Annotated in this window: 13 protein-coding genes; 8 read left to right on the top strand and 5 right to left on the bottom strand. The window is 35.9% G+C overall.

Annotated features, from left to right (window positions below):
* Positions 1-48: 48 nt before the first annotated feature.
* The 3 genes from ACSSV5_RS08645 to gcvP all read right to left on the bottom strand — a co-directional run bounded on the left by ACSSV5_RS08645 (position 49) and on the right by gcvP (position 7,418).
* Complete coding sequence (locus ACSSV5_RS08645) at positions 49-3,135, bottom strand: leucine--tRNA ligase (RefSeq protein ID WP_454245556.1); 3,087 nt, start codon at positions 3,133-3,135, stop codon at positions 49-51.
* Between the two features lie 215 nt (positions 3,136-3,350).
* Positions 3,351-4,556 (bottom strand): metallophosphoesterase, encoded by a 1,206-nt coding sequence (locus ACSSV5_RS08640; protein WP_454245555.1) that lies wholly within the window; start codon positions 4,554-4,556, stop codon positions 3,351-3,353.
* 3 nt (positions 4,557-4,559) lie between these two features.
* Complete coding sequence (gene gcvP, locus ACSSV5_RS08635; protein WP_454245554.1) at positions 4,560-7,418, bottom strand: aminomethyl-transferring glycine dehydrogenase; 2,859 nt, start codon at positions 7,416-7,418, stop codon at positions 4,560-4,562.
* Between the two features lie 115 nt (positions 7,419-7,533).
* Between gcvP and ACSSV5_RS08630 the strand changes: the two genes are divergently transcribed.
* Positions 7,534-8,358 carry a hypothetical protein gene (locus tag ACSSV5_RS08630; protein ID WP_211065325.1) on the top strand — a complete coding sequence of 275 codons (825 nt, stop codon included), beginning with the start codon at positions 7,534-7,536 and terminating at the stop codon, positions 8,356-8,358.
* Positions 8,359-8,531: 173 nt separating this feature from the next.
* On the opposite strand, the gene ACSSV5_RS08625 is transcribed toward ACSSV5_RS08630, so the two are convergent.
* Positions 8,532-9,290, bottom strand: a complete 759-nt coding sequence (locus ACSSV5_RS08625; RefSeq protein ID WP_454245553.1) for a uroporphyrinogen-III synthase — start codon at positions 9,288-9,290, stop codon at positions 8,532-8,534.
* Positions 9,291-9,311: 21 nt separating this feature from the next.
* The gene (locus ACSSV5_RS08620; protein WP_211065327.1) at positions 9,312-9,968 is read right to left on the bottom strand and encodes a DUF4271 domain-containing protein; all 657 of its coding nucleotides are present in this window, start codon (positions 9,966-9,968) and stop codon (positions 9,312-9,314) included.
* 100 nt (positions 9,969-10,068) lie between these two features.
* Between ACSSV5_RS08620 and ACSSV5_RS08615 the strand changes: the two genes are divergently transcribed.
* The 7 genes from ACSSV5_RS08615 (at position 10,069) to ACSSV5_RS08585 (ending at position 24,390) form a co-directional block, all read left to right on the top strand.
* Positions 10,069-10,803 (top strand): polyprenol monophosphomannose synthase, encoded by a 735-nt coding sequence (locus ACSSV5_RS08615; protein WP_454245552.1) that lies wholly within the window; start codon positions 10,069-10,071, stop codon positions 10,801-10,803.
* A complete protein-coding gene (locus tag ACSSV5_RS08610; protein ID WP_454245557.1) occupies positions 10,803-12,140 on the top strand; it encodes a dihydroorotase in 1,338 nt (445 codons plus the stop codon). The genes ACSSV5_RS08615 and ACSSV5_RS08610 overlap by 1 nt, the downstream gene beginning before the upstream one ends.
* Entirely contained in the window at positions 12,124-12,579 is a 456-nt protein-coding gene (locus ACSSV5_RS08605; RefSeq protein ID WP_454245551.1) for a DUF4296 domain-containing protein, read from the top strand. Before ACSSV5_RS08610 ends, ACSSV5_RS08605 begins: the two co-directional genes overlap by 17 nt.
* A gap of 10 nt (positions 12,580-12,589) precedes the next feature.
* On the top strand, positions 12,590-13,876 hold the full coding sequence (locus ACSSV5_RS08600; protein WP_454245550.1) for a hydroxymethylglutaryl-CoA reductase, degradative: 1,287 nt from the start codon (positions 12,590-12,592) through the stop codon (positions 13,874-13,876).
* Positions 13,877-14,788, top strand: a complete 912-nt coding sequence (locus tag ACSSV5_RS08595; protein WP_454245549.1) for a GYDIA family GHMP kinase — start codon at positions 13,877-13,879, stop codon at positions 14,786-14,788.
* A 124-nt stretch (positions 14,789-14,912) separates the two neighbouring features.
* Entirely contained in the window at positions 14,913-19,268 is a 4,356-nt protein-coding gene (gene dnaE / locus ACSSV5_RS08590; RefSeq protein ID WP_454245548.1) for a DNA polymerase III subunit alpha, read from the top strand.
* A gap of 259 nt (positions 19,269-19,527) precedes the next feature.
* Complete coding sequence (locus ACSSV5_RS08585) at positions 19,528-24,390, top strand: T9SS type A sorting domain-containing protein (RefSeq protein WP_454245547.1); 4,863 nt, start codon at positions 19,528-19,530, stop codon at positions 24,388-24,390.
* Positions 24,391-24,427: the final 37 nt, after the last annotated feature.

Genomic DNA, 24,427 nt, shown 5'->3' with positions numbered 1-24,427 from the left:
CATTCACATCAACTATCCCGTCGATTGCTATCGGAACGAATAGAGATACTACCCCACAATGTTCACAATTTTACCTGGCACAACAATCACTTTTTTAGGCGTGCGACCTTGCAATTGTTTTTGTGTGCGTTCGTCTTGCATCACGTGTTTTTCTATTTCGTCTTTTGATAAACTCAAATCCAAATCTAAAGTAAAACGCATTTTTCCATTAAAAGAAATAGGATAAGTTTTGGTGTCTTCTACCAAATATTGTTCGTCATGTACAGGATATTTTGCAAAACTCACTGAATTTTCGTGTCCGAGTTTTTCCCAAATTTCTTCAGCAATATGCGGTGCAAAAGGAGCAACTAAAACACATAAAGGCTCTAAAACTTCTCGGCTATTACATTTCAACTGGTTCAATTCGTTCACACAAATCATAAAACTCGATACCGAAGTATTAAAACTAAAGTCTTCAATATCAGTATTGACTTTTTTGATGGTTTGGTGTAAGATTTTAAGAGCCTTTTTATCGGCTTTGTCTTCTGTTACTGTAAAGTTATCCCCATCGTGATAGAGTTTCCATAATTTTTTAAGAAAACCGACTACACCTGATAAACCAGCAGTATTCCAAGGTTTGGCTTGGTCTATCGGACCGAGAAACATTTCAAATAATCGCAAAGCATCAGCACCATATTCATCACACACATCATCGGGATTGATGACGTTGTATTTAGATTTTGACATTTTTTCGACTTCGCGAGAGACTTTGAAAGAAGCCCTATCAGAAGCCCCATCCATCTTCTCCAAAGGGGAAGTGACGGCACTGTATAAACTTCCGTCTTGCAGAATGAATTTGGCGTCTTTGAATTCTGGTCGCCATTGTTTAAAACCTTCGATGTCTAACTCGTTGGACGTGTTGACTAAATTGACGTCGGCGTGCACAGAAACTGGCTCATATCTAGGAGATTTCCAAACACCTTTTATTTCTTCATAATTAAATGATATTTTAATTTCATTTTGAATAGACTTAATAATATCTTTAAATAACTTATTTTCTTTACCATTCACAACGTCTTTATAAATGTCATTTGAAATTGCTAAAAAAACAGGTCTTGGTTTATCAATTGGTAATGAGTCATTATATTCTTTATCTTCAATAAAATTAAAAGTCAACATAAATCCATTCACAAACGCACTTTCCCCTAAAATCATGCCTTGATTAATCATCCTTTGAAAAGGCTCTTCAACGCTTAAAAATCCACGGTCTTTTAAAAACTTAGTCCAAAATCTTGAATACAACAAATGTCCTGTGGCATGTTCGCTTCCACCAACATACAGTTTGACATTTTGCCAATAGTCTAATGCTTCTTGAGAGGCAAACACCTCATCGCGATGTTCTGTTTCCATATAGCGAAACATATACCACGAACTGCCCGCCCAACCTGGCATGGTGTTGAGCTCTAGAGCCCCACCTAGCCTCCCCAAAGGGGAGGAATTCTCAAATGTTTCTTGTGATACTACTTCTGCTGTATCGCCATATTGGAGCCAGTGCCATTTTTTGGCTCTGCCTAAAGGTGGTTCGCCATCTTCGGTGGGCAAATATTTTTCAACCTCTGGCAATTCTAATGGCAAATGTTTTTCCTCTATCATTTTGGGCAATCCATTTACATAATACACAGGAAAGGGTTCACCCCAATAGCGTTGCCGAGAAAACACCGCATCGCGTAATCTATAATTGGTTTTGGCTTGGCCAACACCTTTGTCTTCTAAGGCTTGAATTGCAACTTTTATCGCCTTTTTAATAGGCAAATCATTTAAAAAGTCTGAATTGGTAATCAGCGTATTGTCTTTTTCTCCAAAGGCTGCTTTTGAAATATCTGTGTCTTTAAAGATATTAGGAATAGGAAGATCAAAATGCTTAGCAAAATCGTAATCCCGTTGATCGCCACAAGGCACAGCCATCACAGCACCAGTGCCATAACCTGCCAATACATAATCGCCAATCCAAATCGGAATAGGCTGTTTGGTCAACGGATGTTCAGCATAAGCCCCTGTAAACACACCACTGATGGTTTTTACATCGGCAAGACGATCGCGTTCACTGCGTTTCGCGGTTTCTGCAATATAATTCTCAACCGCTTCTTTTTGTTCAGTCGTAGTGATTTTCTGCACCAATTCGTGCTCTGGTGCAAGCGTCATAAATGAAACACCAAAAATGGTGTCAGGTCTTGTAGTGAAGACTTCAATGATATCGTTATGTTCTTTCACTGCAAACTTTACCTGAGAACCTATTGACTTCCCTATCCAATTCCGTTGTGATTCCTTGATAGAATCTGACCAATCTAAATTCTCTAAACCTTGTAGCAAACGCTCTGCATAAGCAGAAATACGCATACTCCATTGTTTCATTTTTTTACGCTCTACTGGATGACCGCCACGTTCTGATAAGCCGTTAACAATTTCGTCATTAGCCAAAACTGTGCCGAGTGCAGGACACCAATTCACTTCCGTTTCAGCCAAATAAGTCAAGCGATATTGAAGTAAAATCTTCTCTTTTTTGTCATCAGAAAATCCTTTCCAATCTTCAGCTGAAAATGCTGTAGTATCTTCATCACAAGCCACATTAAGATTTGCATTGCCCTGTTTTTTAAATACTTTGACCAAATCATCAATAGGTTTGGCTTTTTGTTCGTCAAAATCGTAATACGATTCAAACAATTGAATAAAAATCCACTGCGTCCAACGGTAATATTTCGGGTCGCTCGTACGAACTTCTCTATCCCAATCAAATGAAAATCCAATGCGGTCAAGCTGTTTACGATAGCGTTTAATATTAGCTTCGGTTGTTTTCGCTGGATGTTGACCTGTTTGAATAGCATACTGTTCGGCTGGCAATCCAAACGAATCATAACCTTGTGGATGCAACACATTGTAGCCTTGATGACGTTTGTAGCGTGCATAAATATCACTGGCAATATAGCCCAACGGATGCCCAACGTGCAAACCCGCTCCCGATGGATACGGAAACATATCCAAAACATAAAACGGTTTTTTAGATTCTTGGTTTTCTGATGGTTGTAGAGCTTTAAAGGTTTTATTTTCAGCCCAAAACTTCTGCCATTTCGCTTCGATGTCTTTAAATTGATATGCCATAATATCCACAAAATTTTCCTTGCAAAAGTAAGGTTTTAAAAAGAAAATAAAACCCCAAAATATATTGTAATTATTTGGGGCTTCCACTGACATAGCTAAGCTATTGCCAGTGTCGGGCTTTCGGCAGTCGCTTTGCCACGCTTATGGCGTGTCAAGAGCTCCAACAATGCCTCAATCCCTAAGCCAGCCTTTTTCACTAAAAAATCGATTACGTATTATCCTAACTCAATAACAGTTATTTCAGGCCAAATTCCAACGCGACCAGGATAAGCTATATAGCCAAAACCGCGATTGACATTGATAAGTCGCTTATTGTGTTTGTAAATCCCAGCCCATTGTTTATAGCGATATTGCACTGGACTCCACTTGAGCCAACCTGGTATTTCTATGCCAAATTGCATACCATGTGTGTGACCGCTTAATGTGATTTGAAAGTTTTTAGGATGATTTTTTACTACTTCATCCCAATGCGATGGATCGTGACTCATCAATATTTTAAAGTCTTCAGGGTTTAAGTTATGTGATGCTTTATCAATATCGCCATATTTCACAAATCCGCCTTTACCCCAATTTTCTACACCAACAATATGAAGTTTTTCTCCTGCTTTTTCAATACTTACATTTTCATTTCTCAGCATTTTCCAACCCATTTGCTTATGAATATTAAGCAATTGATTAAAATTTTTGGTTTTGTCAGCTTCGGTGTCCCAATCGTGATAATCGCCATAATCGTGATTTCCTAAAACTGAATAAATCCCAATTTTAGCTTGAAGTTGATTAAAAACATCAAACCAATTATTCATTTCACTAGCAAGGTTGTTCACCAAATCACCCGTAAAACAAATAATATCAGCATTCTGAGCATTAATCAAATCGATGCCGTATTTCACCTTGTCTTTATTATCAAAGCTTCCTGAATGTATGTCGCTGATTTGCAACACTTTAAATCCTTTAAATGCTTGTGGTAAATCATCAAACTCCAGTTTATATTTTAAAACTTTATAGTTGTATTTTCCTTGATACATCCCGTATAAAAGCGATAAAAATGGAATAGCACTCACCCCAAGTGCTAATTGACTTACAAATTTTCGTCTTGATGGAAAACTTTTTTTAGAAGACGGAAAGATTAACCGATAGATATAGCGAAATATTCTCGTGATATCTTCGGCAAACATAAAAATTAGAAGCCCAATTTTTAGAGTTATTACACTTAAAAATAAACCAATAAACAAATCCCTTGGCTGTCCAAATGTGCCACCTTGAACTTTAGCAAAAAAGCTACCAATCATCAATCCATAAACCAATAAGCTGACAACGATGTAAATAATTGTTGCTTTCAATTTTGAAAATAAACGTCTAAAAGCTTGTAGTGCGTAAACTTCAATAATCAATAAAATACTAATGCCAATAATCCAACCCATAAGTTATGAAGCTTCTTCCATATAGTCTTCTATAGGATTGCATGAGCAGATTAAATTTCTATCGCCATAACCTTCATCAACTCTTCTAATTGAAGGCCAAAATTTGTTATCGGCAACATAATCTAATGGAAATGCCGCTTGCTGTCTGGAATAACTGAATTGCCATTCATCTGCGGTTAACATCGCTTGGGTATGCGGTGCATTAGTTAACAAATTGCCATCATCTTCTGGTTGGCATTCATCAATTTCTTTTCTTATGCTAATCATGGCATCGCAAAAGCGATCGAGTTCTGCTTTGCTTTCGCTTTCAGTAGGTTCAATCATCATTGTGCCAGCAACGGGAAACGACACAGTGGGCGAATGAAAACCGTAATCGATCAAACGTTTAGCGATATCTTTCACTTCAATACCATTTTTCTTAAATGGTCTGCAATCTATAATCATTTCGTGAGCAGCTCGTCCGCATTCGCCAGCATATAAGGTTGGATAATATTCTTTTAATCGCTCTTTGACATAATTGGCATTTAAAATGGCAACTTCTGTAGATCGTCTTAAGCCTTCTTCACCAAGCATTCTGATATAGGCGTAAGAAATGATACAAACAAAAGCAGAACCCCAAGGTGCAGCTGAAACTGCAGAAATTGCATTCTCACCACCAGTATGAATTAACGGATTACTTGGCAAAAACGGTGCTAATTGTTTAGCCACACAAATTGGTCCAACGCCTGGTCCACCACCACCGTGTGGAATGGCAAAGGTTTTGTGTAAATTCAAATGGCAAACATCAGCACCAATAACTCCAGGACTGGTCAAGCCCACTTGAGCGTTCATATTAGCACCATCCATATAAACTTGCCCACCATATTGATGAATACAGTCTGTAATTTCTTTAATGCTTGACTCAAACACACCGTGAGTAGATGGATAAGTGACCATCAATGCAGCTAAATCATTTTTGTATTTTTCAGCTTTTACTTTTAAATCATCAACATCAATATTGCCTTTTTCCGTTGATTTGACAACCACGACTTTCATTCCCGCCATAACTGCACTTGCAGGATTGGTGCCGTGAGCTGAAGATGGTACTAAACAAATATGCCTATGACCTTCATCTCTGGATTGATGATAAGCACGTATCACCATTAAGCCTGTATATTCACCTTGAGCACCAGAATTAGGCTGTAAAGATGTCGCAGAAAAACCGGTGATTTCAGTTAAATATTTTTTTAAATCAGCAAGTATTTGATGATAGCCTTGGGCTTGATCAACAGGAACATAAGGATGCAAATTTCCCCATTTAGGATTGCTCAATGGTAACATTTCAGTAGCGGCATTTAGCTTCATTGTGCAAGACCCAAGAGAAATCATAGAATGGTTAAGCGATAAATCTTTGCGTTCTAAAGATTTAATATAACGCATCAATTCCGTTTCTGAATGGTAAGTATTGAAAACAGAGCTTAGTAAATAATCTGTAGTTCGGTTAAGATGATGTTTTGTAATGATATCAAAATTTTCTAATTTATTGATGACAACATCTTTTGCTGATTTATATTCCTTAAAAACTTTTAAAATTGCATTCAAGTCTTCAATTGAAGTCGCTTCGTTAATAGAAATACAAACCGATTCTGCATCAGGATAATAAAAGTTGATCTGATGTTTTTCGGCTATCGCTTTAACTTTTTTAGCATTTGCTTTTAGTAAAAGCGTGTCAAAATAGGCTTCATTGGCTTGAAAAATACCAAGACGCTCTATAGCATCAGCAAGGTTTGCGGTTTTTTGATGAATTTGTTTGGCAATAAATTCTAAACCTTTTGGACCGTGATAAACCGCATACATGCCTGCCATAACAGCCAAAAGCACTTGAGCAGTACAAATATTAGAAGTCGCACGGTCGCGTTTAATGTGTTGCTCTCTGGTTTGTAAAGCCATTCTCAAACCACGATTGCCATCCATATCTTTGGTTACGCCAATAATACGACCTGGGATTTGTCTTTTATAGTCTTCTTTGGTGGCATAGTAAGCTGCGTGTGGTCCGCCATAGCCCAAAGGAATGCCAAATCGTTGAGTTGTGCCGACCACAACATCAACACCCCAACTGCCAGGAGCTTCAAGCAACACCAAACTCATCAAGTCTGCTGCTACAACGGTTTTGATGTCAAGTGTTTGAGCTTTTTCTACAAAGCTTTTAAAATTATAAACTTGTCCTGTTTTGCCAGGATATTGTAAAAACGCTCCAAAGTAATCTTCAGAAAAATCAAAGTCTTCGTGACGACCGACGATGAGCTTTATATTTTGCGGCTGTGCTCGAGTTTGCAAAACCGCCAAAGTTTGTGGGAAAACGTCTTCAGAGACAAAGAATTTTTGAGCTTTTTGTTTCTTTTTTGCTCTTGACCTAACGGCAAACAACATACTCATAGCTTCTGCAGCAGCTGTGGCTTCATCGAGTAGCGACGCATTAGCTATTTTCATGCCTGTTAAATCACTGACTACGGTTTGAAAATTCAACAAAGCTTCTAACCGACCTTGGGCAATTTCGGCTTGGTAAGGCGTGTAAGCAGTGTACCAACCTGGATTTTCAAGAACATTTCTTTGAATGACCGCTGGCAAAATAGCTTCATGATATCCTAATCCGATATAGGTTTTAAAATGTTGATTTTTTTCAGCTAAAGCATTGATATATTGACTAAATTGATGTTCACTCATGGCTTCTGGCAAGTTGAGCGATTGTTTTAGCCTGATGTTGTCTGGTAGGGTTTCAAAAATCAACTCTTCAATTGAAGAAACGCCTATGGTTTTGAGCATATCGTTGTAGTTTTCACCACGCGGACCGATATGTCTATTGGCAAATACCGAAGTGTTCATACGTATCAAATTAGGTTTTTGCAAAAGTAAGATTTTTCACACAAAACACTTGTTAAATACTAACACACATTCGTTAAGATTTACAACACTCTTTGAATTAATGTATTTTTGATTTATGAAATTTTTTAAAGCTCTATTTCGGTTTTATATCAATTCAAGTATTCACGTGGCTTTGGCAGTTGTTGCCTTGTTGGTTTTTACATGTCTGCAATTTAAAATCACTTTTGATTATGGCTTGAAGAGTTTTGTGTTTTTTGGCTCAGTAACAGGCTATAATTTTGTAAAATACGCCCCAGTTGCCAAGTTGCATCACCGAAGTTTGACCAATCAATTACGGCAAATTCAAATCTTTTCGTTTTGTTGCTTTTTAGGTTTATGTGTCTCGGCTTTTTTTGTGAATTATAAAGTGCTTTTTGTTTGTGGAGTTTTAGGGCTTCTGACTTTACTGTATGCTATTCCCATTCAAAATAAAAATTTAAGAGAAACTTCTGTGTTAAAGGTGTTTATCATTGCATTGATTTGGGCCACGGTAAGTTTTGTGTTGCCTTTTTTACAAGAAAATGCTTTGGCAAATAATATCAATTCAATGTGGTGGTTCAACTACACTGAGCGTTTTATTTGGATATTATTATTAATGATTCCCTTTGAAATTAGAGATGTGCGTTTTGATGAAACTTATCTCAAAACTTTAGTCAGTATTTTTGGAATACCTAAAATTAAAATGATTTCAGTTTTAGTTTTAATTGCATTAGCAACACACAAATATTTTGGTAATAGTTATCAACACAATTTGACATACATCATCATTTATATGTCACTTACGGGATTTATCTTGGCTTCAAAAAAAGTTCAAAAACCGTATTTTGCTTCGTTTTGGGTAGAGGCTTTGCCTATTTTTTGGGTAATTACTTGGTATCTATTTAACGTGAGTTCGATATAAATTACAATAAAATACAGATATTTAATCATTTGTCATGTTGATAGAGCGAAGCATGAGCGATGAGACATCTCAGTAGGATGAGATTTCTCCTCATTCTTCGTTCGAAATGACAAAATTTGCTTACAAAAAGATGCAATCATCTGATTTACAGCTTTCAATAAATCTAACTCACGTTACTTAACCTTTGATTTTTTGTTTTGCTCTTTTACATATTTTTCAAGAGCCATTGTCATAGAAGGTGTTTTGGGTGTAGGAGCTTTAATGTCTATTTTTAAGCCTTTCTCTTTGGCAGCTTTTAAAGTAGAGTTTCCAAAGACAGCAATTTTAGTATCTTTTTGCTCATAATCTGGAAAGTTTTCGTAAAGTGATTTGATACCGCTTGGGCTAAAAAACACGAGAATATCGTAAAAAACATCTTTTAAGTCCGATAAATCGCTTACCACGGTTTTGTAAAAAATACCGCGTTTCCAATCTACACCAATTTTATCGAGTTGTTGTGGAATAACAGGTTTTAATACATCAGACGATGGCAATAAAAACTTCTCACCTGAATGTTTTTTGATGTTGACAATTAAATCTTGAAAAGTGCGTTTGCCCACATAAATTTTACGTTTTCTGTAAACCACATATTTTTGAAGATAGTAAGCCACCGCTTCACTTTGGCAAAAATATTTTAAGGTGTTAGGAATTTTGTAGCGCATTTCTTCAGCAATACGAAAAAAGTGATCCACAGCATTTCTACTCGTCAATATGATGGCAGTAAATTTTGATAAATCTATTTTTTGTTGCCTGACATCTCTACTATCTACACCTTCTACGTGAATAAATGGAATGAAATCTATTTTTACATTGAGCTTTTCTTCAAGTTCAGCATAAGGAGAATTTTCAATTTTAGGTTCAGGCTGTGAAATTAGAATTGTTTTCACTTTCATAGAGCACTAATTTTCATATTTTTAGTCAACAGCAAAGATTTTATACATAAAAAAATACGGTGCTATTTCAAGGGTGCAAAGGTATAAAATAAAATAAAACCAATGACGCATTATCAAACTAAGGTTTTTATATGCAAAAACCAACAGGCTAATCACAAAGAAAAGCCCCATTATCACTAAGCTAACATTCATAAAATTAATTGATGAAAATGGTGCATAAACTTCTAAAATCAGAAAAGGAAGTCCTAAAAAAATGGCATAAGACCAAATTGTCAACTTATAAAACAAATAATAGTTTAAAAATGAACTATTACAAAATGAAAAATTCACAAATTTTTCAAAATAATATTTAACGGTTGAAAACAAGCCTAAGATGATAAAAACAATCAAAACATTTAAAAAAGAATTCAAATTTAAACCAATATCTATTCCTTCTTTTTGAATATATAAATAAACAAATTGTGCCAATACAAGATGAGAAAGTATAAAAATTAAAATTTCAAAATTTGTAACATATCGCAATTCTTTCAGTTTATCAGAAAAATAGGTTTCTGAAAAAACAAGCTTTACAAATTGAATATATTTGATGCTATACAACTGCTTAATCAACACAAAGCCAATAAGTAATAAAACAAAACTTAAGGTAAACCAATCATAAGAAACAGATTCTCTAAGCATAACAAATTGTAAGTCTTGACAAAATTACGCCAAATCTCAAGCAACAAAGAAATTCTATATAGAATATTGTTTTATTTTTGTTTTTTTATGTGCTTTTGCTATGCCTGAAAGAATTGTTATTATTCCGACTTACAACGAAATCGAAAATATCGAAAGAGTTGTCAGAAATGTTTTTGCTCAAGATGTAAATTTTCACATTCTAATTGTTGATGATAGCTCGCCTGATGGCACTGCTGATAGAGTAAAAACACTTCAAGAAGAATACCCCGAGCGTTTAAATTTGCTTGTAAGAACAAAAAAAGAAGGTTTAGGTCGGGCGTATATTGCAGGTTTTAAATGGGCATTGAATCACAATTACGATTATATTTTTGAAATGGATGCCGACTATTCACACAACCCAAATGATTTGATTCGACTGTACAACGCTTGTTTCAAACAAGGTGCAGATTTGTCGATTGGCTCAAGATATTCAAAAGGTGTCAACGTCATCAACTGGCCAATGAATCGCGTGCTTTTGTCTTGGATAGCATCATGGTATGTCAGGGTTGTTACTCAAATACCTATTTGCGATACCACAGCTGGTTTTGTCTGTTACCACAGAAGTGTTCTTGAAAAAATCAATTTTGATAAAATTAAATTTGTAGGTTATGCTTTTCAAATTGAAATGAAATATAAAGCTTACAAACTTGGTTTTGATTTAAAAGAAGTCCCTATAATTTTCACCGATAGAACCAAAGGAAAATCAAAAATGGACAAACGCATTATTTGGGAAGCTGTTTTAGGCGTCATCAATCTCAGGCTAAAAAGTATATTTTTTAAACAAAAGTTCAATTAATTATGGCTTATCTGATCAAAAATGCTCAAATCGTAAATGAACAAAGTATTTATACCGCTGATATTTATATCGAAAATGACACTATCCAACGAATTGATAAAAATATCCATCTCGAAAAAAATCATCAGCTCATTGATGCCAACGGTCAATATCTGATTCCAGGTGCTATAGATGATCAAGTCCATTTTAGAGAACCGGGATTAACCCATAAAGAAACTATAAAAACAGGCTCTTTAGCTGCAGTAGCTGGTGGCATTACGTCTTTTATGGAAATGCCCAACACCAATCCGCAAACCGTAACGCATCAGCGTTTAGAAGAAAAATTTGCAATGGCCGCAAAGTCATCTTATGCTAATTATTCCTTTAAATTTGGAGGAACAAATGACAACTTAGAAGACATCAAAAAAATCAACCCCAAAACTACCGCTGGACTGAAGTTATTTCTCGGCTCTTCTACGGGAAATATGTTGGTTGATGATTGGAAAGTTTTGGAAGAGATTTTTAAACACTCTCCTGTTATTATTTCAACACATTGCGAAGATGAAGACACCATCAAGAAAAATATGGAAATCTATAAAGTTAGATACGGCGATGATATACCAGTCAAATATCATCCAAAAATCAGAAGTGAAGAAGCCTGCTACTTATCGTCATCTCGAGCGGTAGAATTAGCTAAAAAAACTGACGCCAGATTGCACGTTTTTCACCTATCAACAGCCAAAGAAACGCATCTTTTTGACTCGGATATTCCCTTAGAGAAAAAGAAAATCACTTCAGAAGTTTGCATTCACCATTTGTGGTTTTCAGACGAAGATTATGCCGAAAAAGGCACGCACATCAAGTGGAATCCCGCCATAAAAACCGCTCAAGACCGAGACCAATTACTCAAAGCCTTGCTTGACAACAAAATCGACGTCTTAGCCACAGACCACGCACCGCATACTTTAGAAGAAAAAAATCAAGTTTACACCAAAGCTCCAAGCGGTGGTCCGTTAGTGCAACACGCCATACCTGCTTTGCTTGAGTTTTTTCATCAAGGCAAAATCAGACTTGAAGATATTGTTCAAAAGTTTTGTCACAATCCAGCTTTACTGTTTGACGTGCATAAACGCGGATTTATAAAAGAAGGCTACAAGGCAGATTTAGTTTTATTGAACACCAAAAAATCTTGGACCATTACAAAAGATAATATTTTATACAAATGCGGTTGGTCTCCTTTTGAAGGCACAACTTTTCAATCACAAATAGAAAAAACCTTTGTCAACGGACAATTGATTTACGATAATTTTAAATTTAATGATATTAAAAATGCACAACGCCTTGAATTTGATAGATAGAAAATATATCTGTGTTTTAACTTTAGCGATTTTTGTTGTTTGGTCTTGCAGCGATGTTCAAAAACAAACCAAACCTGACAAGTTGCTCTCTCAAGATAAAATGGTAGAAATTTATACAGATATGCTGATATTAGATGGGGTTTACAGAACAAATTCTAAAAAATTTGAAACTTACGGAATAGAACCAACGGAGCATATTTATAACAAATTTGATATCGACAGTTTGACTTTAGCTCAAAATATGAATTATTACAATTTAGATTTTGAAGCCAATATAAAAATATACGAACAGGTTCAAAAAAATATTGAAGCACAAAAACAAATCATAGATTCTATAGATCGCGTCAATGATAGCTTAAGACGTCTCAAGACCGAAACCCGAAAACCTATGCTCAAAGACAGCATTTCACTATCCAAAAAAATGATGAAGGTTGATTAAAAAAAACTTTATGACCAAAATATCTGGATTTTCAAAATTGACTAAAGCCGAAAAAATTGATTGGGTTTGTAAACAATATTTACAAGGTCAAGACCAAGCCAAATCAATTTTAAAACAATATTGTAATTCTGACAAAAAGCTCCAAAAACTTCACGATGAGTTTGCTGAAAACACCGTTTCAAACTATTATTTGCCATTTGGCTTAGCTCCAAATTTCATTATAGATGATCAAGTTTATTGCATTCCTATGGCGATAGAAGAAAGTTCTGTGGTGGCGGCAGCAAGCAAAGCCGCGAAATTTTGGGGAAACAAAGGTGGTTTTAAAACACAAGTTCTTGGCACCACCAAGGTTGGGCAAGTACATTTTAGTTGTCAAAGTGAATATCATCAACTTAAAGATGCATTTGAAAAACACAAGGCTCAATTTTTTGAAGACGCAAGCGACATCACTAAAAATATGAAAAGGCGTGGCGGTGGCATTAAAAACATTGAGCTGGTCAATAAAACTGATCAACTTGAGCATTATTATCAGTTGCATTGCACATTTGAAACGGTTGATGCTATGGGTGCCAACTTCATCAATTCTTGTTTAGAACAATTTGGCAAAACCCTTGAAAAAATAGCACACCATTTAAACGTTGAAGTCATTATGTGCATTTTATCTAATTATGTACCAGAATGCACCGTGCGTGCTGAAGTCTCTTGCCCGATTGAAGACTTGGCAACCAATGCTGAAGACAGCAAAAATTTTGCACGCCGATTTAAACAAGCCATCGATATTGCTAATGTTGAGCCTTATCGTGCTGTAACACATAACAAAGGTATTATGAACGGTATTGATGCTGTGGTTTTGGCTACAGGAAATGATTTTAGAGCCGTTGAAGCTGGCGTTCACGCTTACGCCGCTAAAGACGGTCAATATAAAAGTTTGACCCACGTCAATATTGAGAATAATCGATTTAAATTCTGGATTGAAGTTCCTATAGCAGTTGGTACCGTTGGCGGTTTAACCAGTCTTCATCCCTTAGTTAAAGTGGCTTTATCTATACTGGGCAATCCATCGGCTGAGCAACTGATGCGTATCATTGCTGTTGCTGGTTTGGCACAAAACTTTGGTGCTGTAAATTCTTTGGTAACCGACGGCATTCAAAAAGGTCATATGAAAATGCATTTATTAAACATTTTGAATCAATTTGACGCCACGAATAGCGAAAAAGCTCAAGCTATAGAATATTTTAAAACCCATTCAGCCACGCATAATGCGGTTGTAGATTTTATCAATAGAATTCGGTCTTAAATGCAAACGCAAAACTTTTACAGTCACGGCAAACTTTTACTCACAGGAGAATATGTTGTTTTAGATGGTGCAAAAGCCTTAGCCTTGCCTTGTAAATTAGGACAATCTTTAAGTGTTAAAAGCATTTCTGGTCGCCAAAATCAATGGATAAGCTATTTAAAAAATGCTCAGGTTTGGAAAACAATTGATTTTGATTTAAAAGAAATTCTTGAGAATAAAACAAGCGATAATTTTAAAACCCGATTATTTCAAATTTTAAAAATTATATATCAGGAAAAACCCGAATTGTTTGAAAAAACTTATGCGTTTTCAACCCGATTAGAATTTAATAACAATTGGGGTCTCGGTTCATCTTCCACATTGATTAATAATTTGGCACAATGGTCAAAAATTGACCCTTATTTTCTATTGGAGCAAAGCTTTGGCGGAAGTGGATACGACATTGCTGCAGCTCAACAACAACAACCTTTTATATATCAAAGGCTTGATGGAAAGGTAACAACACAATCAGTTGAAATTTCTGAGCAACTCAAACCCTTTATCTACTTTATTTATTTGAACCAAAAACAAAACAGTCGAGAAGCCATTTCAAATTATCTAAAAAACTCAAAGTCTGAACGAACTCAAAATATTGAAAAAATATCAAATTTAACGCTTTCCATAATTCATTCATCTGATTTAAAAGAATTTGAAAACCACCTCAAAACACACGAAGAAATTATTTCAAAAATCATAAATCAAACTCCTATTCAAAAATTAAAATTTAGAGATTACACCTCTGGGATAGTTAAAAGCCTTGGTGCTTGGGGTGGCGATTTTGTTTTAGTAACCGCACAAAACGAAGAAGACTTAGAATATTTTCGGCTAAAAGGCTATGATATTATTTATAAATATGATGAACTTGCATACTAATACTTGACCGGTCATAATATTGGTATAAATTATCAACTTCATCAAAACCCGTTTATAACTTTCAAATTTTTCAACACAATTTTTGAACTCTATTTTATAAATTTACCTCAAACTTCAGCAACCTATGTATATCATTTTTGACACCGAAACCACAGGCTTACCCAAACGCTTTAACGCCCCAATTTCTGATGTTGACAACTGGCCAAGAGCAGTTCAAATTGCCTGGCAAGTTCACGACCAATGGGGTAAACTCATCGAACATCAAGATTTTTTAATTCAGCCTGAAGGTTTTGATATTCCTTACGATTCCGAAAAAATTCACGGCATTTCAACCACCTTAGCTCATCAAGAAGGCAAACCCTTAAAAGATGTTTTACAAGCTTTTAATGAAGCCTTAAAAAAAGCTCGATTTGTAGTCGGTCAAAATGTGGATTTTGACATCAATATTATGGGTGCTGAGTTTTATCGCTCAGAAATTGAAAGTCCTTTGGCAGAAATGCAAGTTCTGGATACCTGCACAGAAAAAACAGCCAAACTCTGTCAAATTCCTGGCGGTCGTGGCGGTGGTTTTAAATTGCCAACCCTAACAGAACTTCACCAATTTCTGTTTAACGAACCTTTTAATGAAGCCCATAATGCCACAGCAGATGTTGAAGCCACAGCAAGATGTTTTTTAGAATTGCTCAGAAAAGCACATTATTCTGAAAATCAACTCATGGCAGAAGCTGGCTACATTACCGAATTTCAAAACAAACATCCTGAACCCTTTCAGCTTATTGGTTTAAAGCATACAAACCTTGAAAAGGCTTCTAAAAAACTTGAAGAACAACAAAAACCCGACGAAATTGAAAAACCGAGTCAGAAAGATTTAGATGAAAACTTAAAAACCCTTTCAGACGAAACCTTTGTACATCTACATAACCATAGTCAATTTTCAATTTTACAATCCACAATATCGGTTCAAGATTTAATTGAAGCAGCTTCAAAAAACAACATGCCAGCGGTTGCACTAACCGACCACGCCAATATGATGGGTGCTTTTCATTTTGTCAATGCCGCTAAAGCACACAATAAAGCTTTAACCGAAAAACAACAAGACCAATCAGTTAAGCCAATTATCGGTTGCGAATTTTTTGTATGTGAAAATCATTTAGACAAAAGTCATAAGGACAACGGCTATCAAATTGTGATGCTCGCCAAAAACAAAAAAGGCTATCACAACTTGGCTAAAATGTCTTCTATCGCTTATACCAAAGGCTTTTATTATGTCCCCAGAATTGACAAAACCATCATAGAACAATACAAAGATGATATCGTTGTGTTGTCTGGAAACCTCTATGGCGAAATTCCTTCAAAACTATTGAATGTTGGCGAAAATCAAGCTGAAGAAGCCTTATTGTGGTGGAAAGAACAATTTGGCGATGATTTTTATATCGAACTCAACAGGCATCAACAAGAAGATGAAGACCGTGCTAATCAAAGTTTAATCAAATTAGCCCAAAAGCACGATGTAAAATTAGTAGCCACCAATAATGTGTATTATGAAAATCAAGAAGATGCCAACGCTCACGATATTTTATTATGCGTAAAAGATGGCGAAAAACAATCTACACCCATTGGTCGAGGTCGTGGTTATCGCTATGGTTTGCCCAACGATAAGTATTATTTCAAGTCAGCTGAAGAGATGAAAAATCTTTTTAAAGATTATCCTGAAGCGATTACACACACTAAAGAAATTGCCGATAAAATTGAATTTTATGATTTAGTGAGAGAGGTGTTATTACCTGCTTTTGAAATTCCAGAAGAGTTTAAAGATAAAAAAGACGCTGAAGACAAAGGCAAACGAGGCGAAAATGCCTACCTCAAACACATCACTTATCAAGGTGCAAAAGAACGCTATGGCGACATTACTAAAGACATCAAAGAACGTCTTGATTTTGAGCTTTCCGTCATTGCCAAAACAGGATATCCAGGCTATTTTTTGATTGTAGAAGATTTAATTCGTGAAGCTCGAAAAATGGGCGTTTCCGTTGGACCAGGCCGTGGTTCTGCAGCTGGTAGTGCCGTAGCCTATTGTCTAAAAATCACCAATATAGATCCTATAAAATACGATTTACTGTTTGAGCGGTTTTTAAATCCGGAGCGAGTCAGCATGCCTGATATTGATATTGATTTTGACGATGAAGGCCGAAGTAAAGTGTTGAATTATGTCATCGACAAATACGGCGAAAATCAAGTTGCTCAAATCATCACTTATGGCACAATGGCAGCTAAATCTGCTATCAGAGACACCGCTCGTGTTTTAGATTTACCTCTTTACGAAGCTGACAGAATTGCCAAATTGGTGCCTGATATGACCAAACTTTCTAAAATTTTTGGTAAAGACGAAAAAGAACTCAAAGCTAATTTTAGAAGTGAAGATGTTGATAAAATTATGCAGTTGCTCCAACTCAGCGAAAACGGAGACGAACAAGCCGAAACTGTCAATCAAGCCAGAATTATTGAAGGTTCTGTCAGAAATACAGGAACTCACGCTTGTGGCGTTATCATTACACCCGATGATATCACAAAATTTGTTCCCATAGCAACTGCTAAAGACTCAGACTTGTATGTTACTCAGTTTGATAACAATGTAGTTGAATCTGCTGGTTTGCTAAAAATGGATTTTTTAGGACTCAAAACCTTAACCCTAATTAAAGACACCGTTAAAATTGTAAAAGCAAAACACGGTAAAGATTTAGACCCAGAACAATTTCCGCTTGATGATGAAAAAACCTACGAGCTTTTTCAACGCGGCCAAACTGTTGGTATTTTTCAATACGAATCGCCAGGTATGCAAAAGCATATGAAAGACCTCAAGCCTACTGTTTTTGAAGATCTTATCGCTATGAATGCACTATATAGACCTGGACCAATGGAATACATTCCGAGTTTTATCAAGCGTAAACACGGCGATGAAGAAATCACTTACGATTTACCTGTGATGCAAGAAATTTTAGAAGAAACCTACGGCATCACGGTTTATCAAGAGCAAGTGATGTTGCTTTCACAAAAATTAGCCGATTTTACCAAAGGCGAAGCTGATATTTTGCGAAAAGCTATGGGTAAAAAGAAAAAAGACGTGTTGGCAAAGCTAAAACCTCAATTCATTAACCAAGCAAAATCTAAAGGTTTTGAAGAAAAAAAACTTGAAAAAATATGGAAAGATTGGGAAGCTTTTGCCAGTTATGCGTTTAACAAATCGCACTCAACTTGCTATGCCTTTGTGGCTTATCAAACCGCTTATCTCAAAGCTCACTATCCTGCTGAATATATGGCTGCGGTATTGTCAAACAATATGAGCGATATCAAAAAAGTGACGTTTTTTATGGAAGAATGTCGCCGTATGGGTGTTCCTGTTTTAGGACCTGACGTGAATGAATCGTTTTATAAGTTTTCAGTCAATAAAGACAATGCCATTCGATTTGGCATGGGTGCTATTAAAGGCGTTGGGCGAAATGCCGTAAAAACCATTGTCGATAATCGGAAAGAAGATGGTGAATACAAATCTATATTCGATTTGGCAAAACGTATAGATTTGAGAGTAGCCAACAAAAAAGCCTTTGAAAGCTTGGCTTATGCTGGTGCATTTGATAATCTTGGCAATGTTCACCGTGCACAATTTTTTCACAAATCCGATGAATCTGAACAAACTTTTATCGAAAAGATACTCAAATATGCTTCACGGTATCAAGAAAACAAAAACTCAGCTCAAGTCAGTTTATTTGGCGATGCCAGCGAAGTTCAAATTCCTGAACCAGAAGTACCGCCTTGCGAACCTTGGCATAATATGAAAACTTTAAAAGCCGAAAAAGAAGTGGTTGGTCTATTTCTTTCTGCTCACCCTTTAGACGATTTTAAACTCGAACTCAAACATTACTGCAATACTGATTTACAAGCTTTTTCTCACCTTGAAGATTATATCGATAAAGAAATAAAAATTGCTGGCGTGATAACTGATGTGAACCACAGAGTGAGCAAAAATGGCAAAGGTTATGCTGTTTTTATTTTAGAAGATTACAAAGACAGTCACGAATTTAGAATTTTTGGTGAAGAATATCTCAGAAACAGACATTATTTAATACCTGATCATTTTGTGCATTTAAAAATACAACTATCTCAATTCACCAATCGCGATACAGGTGAACCAGGAAAGATTAATATTAAATACTTGTCTTTTAAGCAGTTACAAGATGTTATATCTGATTTTACTAAGAAAATACAACTGCAATTAGACATCAATTCAATTGAAGACAAACAAATTGACAAGCTCAATGAAATTTGTAAAACTTATTCAGGCCAAAAAACTTTAGACTTTGTGATTTATGACAAAGAGGAGAAAATCAAACTCAACGCATACAGCAAAACCAGACAAGTAGAAATATCGGCTGAGCTATTGCAAAGTCTTCAACAAAACGATATCAAATACAAGTTAAACTAATTTGTAATACCGACGTATATTTATTAACAACATTATTCATCAAATTGGTTTAAGCTAAATTCAAAAAATAAACCACTGATTCCGACGAGTAATTTAAGACAATGTCTGTGTTTGCTGATGTTATAATTAAGTTAAAATACTTGTTCTTTTATGTTATTAAACAATGATAATCAGAATATTAGATTTAATCATTTCCTAACATTGATTTTTGTTTTTTTTAAAAATATATGTCATAATATTGGGCATTAAATGAAATAAAATGAAAGGGTTTAAATATATAAATTTCAGAGTTATAGCTTTTGTGGTTATTTTAGGTTTTTTAACCACGCAAAACAGTTTTGCTCAGATTATCAGTCAATATGTAGAAACCGATAGCGGGACATCCCCAAAAGGTCTCGAAATTTGGAACAACACAAGTGTAGCAATTGATTTTTCAGTTGATAATCTCATCATAGAAAAAGGAACCAATGGTGGAGCTCCAAGTTCAGATTTTACTATTGATAGTGGTGTTTTACAACCTGGAGAAGTTCTTGTTGTTGGCACCATTGACATGCAGCCTGTAGCCACTTCAAATGGTGCTTTGTTTTATGAAAAAGCTTTTACTTTTAACGGTGATGATGCTTTAGTTCTGAAACTTGGGACGACAACTACTGATGTTTTTGGAAGTCCCAATACCGATCCTGGGAGTGCTTGGGAAGGTAATGGCGTTTCAACACAAAACCAAAATATTGCATTATTAAGCAGTATTACTACTGGAGAATTAACAGGTTTCACAGATCCAAGCACAAGATTTGAAACCATCAACACTACGCCTTCAGATATTGCAAATGGTGGTTTAGATGGTTTTGGTGTTGCACCAAGCGGTACGCCACCACCATCAACTTGCTCCATATCCGATATCGGTCTTGGTAGCATCAGTTGTAACGACAACGGCACGCCTAGTGATGGCTCAGACGATATCATTTCATTTGAGCTTGATCCCACAGGGAGCAATCTCGGCACGACTTATACCGTAGAAATGACCGATAATATTGCTGGAACTGAAATAAGCACAAATCTTGCAGGTCCGTTTTCATCCTTTACAGCAACAGGAACTTATGGCACAGCAACCACATTTTATTTAGCTCCTGGCAGTGCAGGTTCAGGCGATTTAAATATATCCGTAACTGATGGTGTAGATGCAACTTGTTCGGCTACTGGCATAGTTACAGACCCTGGAAGTTGTTTGTTTGTAGTCTCTGCCATTTTTGAAGATTTTAATGATGGGGATTTTACGTCAAATCCTGTTTGGACTGGCAATACAGCAGGTTTTTCTGTCATTACTGATGCTTCTATTCCTAATGGTAATGCTACTACTACAACTGATGGTAGTTATTTAGCAAGTAATGCCAATACAGGCAATATTAGTTTAGCTGTGCAGAGTTCAGAAGTTTCAGAATGGCAATTTTCTTTAGCAACGCCTGATTTTAACCCATCTGGCTCAAATTATTTTGGAGTTGTTTTAATGGCAAGTGATCTCTTTTCTGGAGATATCACAGCAAGTAACTTTCAAGGCTATTATATTAAAATAGGAATAAATAGTTCTCCTGATCCAATAGAATTATGGCGTAAAACAGGAGCTGGACAAACAAAAGTTGGAGACTTCCCGTCAAGCCCAGATTTTAATACTGGTGCATTAAAAGACGGTTTAAACATTAGAATTACACGAAGTGATGTTGGTGAGTTTGAATTATTTTATAGCACTGGTTTTGAATATTCTACTACTCCCACAACTTCTGCTGGTACTGTAACAGATAATAATTATTCAACATCTAATTATTTTGGTGTCTTTCAAAATTTTGGTAGTCAAAGTATAAGTAGAAGAGTTTATTTAGACAACATAGATTTAGGAAGTGCATTTGTTGACTCCGACTCTAAGATTAACGCTCCAACAACACAAGTCGCATCAGGAACAATAACTGCCGATGTAGCAACAAGTGTTTCAAATTCTGTTCCTGTGTTTAAATTTGAAATCGAAGACTTAGCTACTTCTGATACTGAGGTAACAGAAGTTACGAAACTCCGCCTTGTGCCAGGAGCTAATAATACCGCATCTTGGTCTCAAGTGATTCAAGGCATAAGCATCAATAGTTCTGGTGCTGGAGGTGTTTTAGCACAAACCAATCAAAGTGTGAGTATTTCTGATACAGGAATCATTGTTGATATTTTAGATAACACAGGCACAGAAATGACTGTTCCTAATGGTGTTGCTCAAGAATATACCATAAATGTTTTTTTAAAAGATTCAGGTATTACTGACCAAGAAGTGATTCAGTTTGCCATTCCAAGTAGTTCAATAAATTGGCAAACTGCAGCTGGAAGCTCTCAATTTGCACCAAGTTTTACCCCTATTGAGGGCAACACTTTCACCATAGATGTTAATGGAATTCAATACAGTTTTATTTCTCAGCCCACTAATGCTAATGTAAACTTAGGTATGCCAACCGATGTTAAAATTGCTTATGTAGATAACAATAATAATATAGATTTAACATATGCATCATTCACAAGTGATGTTTCAATTACTTCAAGTGGAACTTTGCAAGGGACAACTCTAACAGCTACGCCAATTGGCAATGTAGTAACCTTTGATGGTAGCAGTATAATTCATACCGTTGTAGAAAATAATGTTACATTAACAGCCACATCAACCGCAGCTGGATTTCCTGCAAATCTTGTAAGTAATGCTTTTGACATCATCTCTGCACCCGAATTATTGATCACAGAAATTGCTGATCCAAGTGATATTGCTGAGGCTAAATATGTTGAGATTTTTAATGCAGGTGTTACGGCAATAGATTTCAGTTCATCAGATTTCTTTTTAACAAGAGAAGCCAATGCTGGCAATAATTATGAAATCAATCAGCTTACAGGTGTTTTGCCTCCGAAGGGATATTACATCATTTCAAATCAATCCTCAACTGAATTTAGCTCAACTTATAATGGTGCAACAACTGATATAGATGCTATTGCTTTAGGCAATGGCAATGATACTTACATTTTATCAACATCTGGTGCTAATCCTACAGAAGCCATCAACACACAATTTGATGTGTATGGCGAGATAGGCATCAATGGGTTTACAGGAACAAATTCAGGGCTTTCAGAAAATACAGACGGAACTGCTAACGACGAACCTTGGGAATACGAAGACAGCAGAGCCTACAGACTCAATCCTGATGTTAAATTTGCTAACACTATCTGGACAAGTTCAGAATGGGTGGTTGATCCTGATGGGGCAAATACTACTGATATGACACCTGGTTACGGCGATCAAGATTATGTTTATGTTGATGATACATCGGGTTGGACAAGTATTGGTTTAGGCAATCCTGAAGGAAACTCAACTGGTTCACAAAATATATTTGTGCGTTCTGGCGAAGCGACTTTTAGTTCAGATATAACAGTAGGTGATTTGGTTGTAAGATCTGGAGCCACTTTAATCTTGTCACCAAACGTTAAACTTACCGTTACAGGAGACATCGTCAACGAAGGGAAAATTATTTTTCAAAGCGATAGCAGTGGCTCTGCTGTGCTTGAACCCGTGGTGGCAAATACACGTATTGAAGGTAGTGGTTTTGAAACTCACCGCTTTATACCTAAGTCTAATCGGGCTTATAGATATTTATCACCAAGTGTTTCTACAGATACTTCTACTCAACCTACAATTAGAGACAATTGGCAAGAAGGCGTAAACAATACCTCCCAATCTGATGCTGACAATCTAAATCCAAATCCAGGTTTTGGTACACACATCACAGGTTCTACAACAGGTGCCAATGGTTTTGATGCTACATCAACAGGAAATGCATCGATGTATGAATGGAATATAAACACACAATCTTGGAATGCTATACCAAACACCGACACAAAACCATTCTTTGCAGGTGAAGCCTATGCCATAATGATTCGTGGCGACAGAGCGACCACTTTAAATTCTAATACAGCCGTTGGGGATCCAACTACTCTTAGAACAACAGGCAAAATGCACTTTGGAGATTTTGTTGTATCTAATTTAAGTTCAACTTCAGAAGACTTTAATCTAATCGGAAATCCCTATCAATCGCAAGTTGATTTAAAAGATTTGTTAGATAATCATGCATCGGGAATCAATAATAGTAGTGCTTATATTTATGATCCTACATTGGGCACAATTGGCGGTTATGCCACAATTGATTTAGAAAATTTAAGCTTTTCATCGGTTCCAGCAGGAACTTCTGCAAACCAATATCTTCAACCTAATCAAGCATTTTTTGTTAAAACCACAGCGGCTTCACCTTCCATAACATTTGAAGAATCTGTAAAGCAAAATTCTACTGCACAAGTTGGAACGTTTAGTGAGTCTCAAAGCACTTTGCCTTCACATCTCAATATCGACCTTATAAATGAAGACGACCAAGTTATTGATGGTGTCAGAATAGTCTATGACAACACTTATAGCTCAACTGTAAATCAAAAAGATGCGGTAAAAGCATGGAATTTTAATGAAAGTCTGACTATCTATTCAGAACAATATTACCTATCAATAGAAAAACGGGGTTTGCCCATTGCCTCAGATACCACTCAACTTCAAATATACAGCTATACCAAAAATGACTATAGCCTAAATTTAGATTTTCAATCAAATGGATCTCTCAATGTTGATGTGTTTTTATTAGACCAATATACACAAAGCATCACACAGGTTATGCCTGATCAAATCACGACCTATAATTTTTCTGTAGATCAAAATATACCAGAATCAATATCTGCCCAACGTTTTGAAATTATATACAGTGAAACAACTTTAGGTCTAAATAGTTTTGATACAGGGGTTTACAAAGTTTATCCTAATCCTATTACATCTAATATTTTTTCGATTTCAGCTGATAACCTAAGCCTTATTGATGAAGTCAATGGCTTGCAATTATTTTCTCTTCAGGGACAATTAATCGATGAGTTTAGCAAAAATGATTTTATCACAGGAGAAGGTCAAATCAAAATCAGATTGGACAATAAATACAGTGATGGTTTATATGTTTTTAAGGTATTTACAGAAAATGAAATTTTTACGTTAAAAGCTATAATAAGTCAACAAAATTAGAATTCAAAAAACTGAAGATCAAATATTTACTAAAAGA

It is taken from the genome of Psychroflexus sp. MBR-150 (assembly GCF_053628795.1).
This window is presented reverse-complemented; position numbering and strand designations above follow the sequence as displayed.